Source organism: Blastomonas sp. (genome assembly GCF_041747255.1).
Lineage (GTDB): Bacteria > Pseudomonadota > Alphaproteobacteria > Sphingomonadales > Sphingomonadaceae > Blastomonas.
The window spans coordinates 1-2,452 of the sequence record NZ_JBGTFM010000151.1 but is presented as its reverse complement, the minus strand read 5'-3'; the positions used below and the strand labels follow the sequence as shown (position 1 = coordinate 2,452).

General features: G+C 60.0%; 2 protein-coding genes and 1 pseudogene. 2 read left to right on the top strand and 1 reads right to left on the bottom strand.

Annotation, left to right across the window (positions count from 1 at the left end):
* Together ACEW8G_RS05360 and ACEW8G_RS05355 are read left to right on the top strand one after the other, a co-directional pair.
* Positions 1-135, top strand: a pseudogene (locus ACEW8G_RS05360) (IS630 family transposase); the annotation flags it as partial.
* A 47-nt stretch (positions 136-182) separates the two neighbouring features.
* Positions 183-1,220, top strand: coding sequence for a hypothetical protein (locus tag ACEW8G_RS05355; protein WP_373487409.1), 1,038 nt, complete (start codon positions 183-185; stop codon positions 1,218-1,220).
* A 3-nt stretch (positions 1,221-1,223) separates the two neighbouring features.
* Here ACEW8G_RS05355 and ACEW8G_RS05350 read toward each other — a convergent pair whose 3' ends face one another.
* Positions 1,224-2,180 (bottom strand): IS110 family transposase, encoded by a 957-nt coding sequence (locus ACEW8G_RS05350; RefSeq protein ID WP_373487408.1) that lies wholly within the window; start codon positions 2,178-2,180, stop codon positions 1,224-1,226.
* Between the last annotated feature and the right edge of the window lie 272 nt (positions 2,181-2,452).

The following is a 2,452-nucleotide window of genomic DNA, read 5'->3' as shown; positions in this document are numbered from 1 at the left end:
CTGAGGCAACGACAGCGCTGGTTCGATGGCCAGCTCGATCTCGATCCTGAGCGCCTCGTCTTCATCGACGAGACGTGGACGGCGACGAACATGACACGCAGTCATGGCCGGTGCGCCAAGGGCGAGCGCCTGCGGATGGGCACAACGAGGATGAAACGGCCCGCGCGAACCGGCTTCGCCAAGTGGTTCAAATCCTCGCGCAGCATGGCGACTCCGACATCACGGCGCACATCCATACGCTCGCGAAGACCGAACTGGCCGAGGGCGCGAAAGATTCGGTGAACAGCATTTGGTTGCCGGTTCTGATGCGGCTCGACGCTGCGGATGGGATTGATGCGCTTGAGAAAACCATAAAGTCACATGCACCAGCAAAATTCGGTCCGGCAACGGATTGGTTCAGTTCGCCTTTTGGCGACCGGCATGGTGATGGGGAAACTTATCTTTCGGCGTCCGGCTTCACCCCGGATTTGCTGCTTCGGCTCGCACGCCTTGCCTACCAGTATATCCGCCCCTCCGACGATATTGTGCGGGAGGAGGGCAGCTTTTCGCCCAACGCGCGCGATCACGCCGAACGCGGGCGTAGCAATATCGTCAATGCGCTTTTGTCGACCACCGGGGCTGAAGGTTGGGCAATCAAACTCAGATTGGCCGACGATCCGCTCTTTGCCGACTTAAAAGACCGGGCGTTGGCCATGGCTCGCGAACGGGCAGCCGAGGAGGCGGACGCAGCCGCCTTCACCGAGGCCGACATCGTGGCGCTCGATCGTTATGGCGAACTGCCACCGCTGACGCGTGATGAGTTGTTCGCCCTTCTGAACGATCGCTTGGACGATATCGACGATGCGTTGCTGCGTGATGATTCACCCCGTGCGGCTTGGGCGCTCATTAAGGACGAGAAAATCATGCGCCAGCAGATCGCCCGCGAACTGCGTACGCATGCCAGCGGTGCTTATACGGTCGATCAGGAAGCGGCGACGGCCGATGAAAAGAAGACCGATATCCGCCTTCGCTCTACCGGCTCAGAACATGAGGCGATAATCGAATTGAAGATTGGCGAGAAGGACCGCTCCGCCGCTGACCTGAAAGCCACCATCAAAGACCAACTCGTGGTCAAATACATGGCAGCGGAAAACAGTCGGGCAGGCTGTTTGCTCATCACCGTTAATTCTGCCCGCACGTGGCTTCACCCTGAGACTGGCGCGGCATTAGAGTATCCGTGATGGTCAAGCGATTGATCTAACCCACAGCCTGTCTGCTTTGAGCAGTGTATTTGCGATGACGATGAGTTTTCGCATGACGGCGGTTATGGCGATCTTGGCGGGTTTACCCTGCGCGATGAGCTGCTGGTATTTGGCCTTGAGATCGGGGTTGAAGCGGGCAGCGACGAGGGCTGGCATGTAGAGCGCCTGGCGGACGTTGGCCCTGCCGCCTCTTATGAAGCTCTTGCCTTTCCACTTTCCGGACTGACGGGCGACAGGCGCGAGGCCGGCAAGCGATGCAGCCTGTTTGTTCTCGAGGGTTCCCAACTCGGGCATGGTCGCGATGAGCTGGTTGGCGGTGAGTGTGCCAAGGCCGCCGATGCTGGTGATTATTTCATGGCGCCGGGCGAGCAGTGGATCGGCGGCAACGATGCTGGCGATTTCGGCATCGAGGGCTGCGATGTGGCGCTCGATCTGGTCAAGGCGTTGCCGGCACTGGCGTTTGAGGATAGCGATGGTGAGGTTCTTCTCGCGGTTCTTGAGCGCGGTGCGATCGCGGACCAGCCCATCGCGGGCGTTGATCAATTCGGCCAGTTGCAACTGCTCGGGGCTTCTGGCGGGTCTGACGGGTGGCTGGAGCGTGGCGGCCATTCGGGCCAGCAGCATGGCGTCGATCCTGTCGGTCTTGGCCAGAGTCCCGGTGGCCTGGGCAAAGCGCCTTGCCCGTTCAGGGTTGAGTTTCACGCAAGGCCAGTCAGCCAGCGCGATTTCCAGTGCCCGGTGGTAGGTGGCGGTCGCCTCGTAGGCAATTCGCTCGACCGGCCATTGCGCAAGCCATGCTATCAAAGCCTTGTGCCCCTTGGCAGTGTTGGCGAACTGCCGGTCGATCCCGGCGGGGAAGACATGGGCATCCAATGTCGCTTTCGAGATGTCGATGCCGATGGTTTGCTGGCGGTGGGTCTGTGGTATAGGCGTGCTCATCTTTTCCGGTGTCCTTTGCTTGTCATCCGGGCCTTAAAGCCCCGGTATCCGTTCAGGCCTCATGGAAAAGAAAGGGGCGATCCCACTCTAACCCGGTCCCTCAACGACCGGCGGTTTCGCGATCCGTCCCTTTCCGCCCGATCCGGGGTGGCCACCCCGGATCGGGCAATTCAATCTGGCCCAAACGGACGACAAAGTCATAAGACAAGCGGTTTCCGTTCATTCGGGTTCATAGCCGAAGGATTTGAAGTAGTTGGCGCACTCATCGGGCT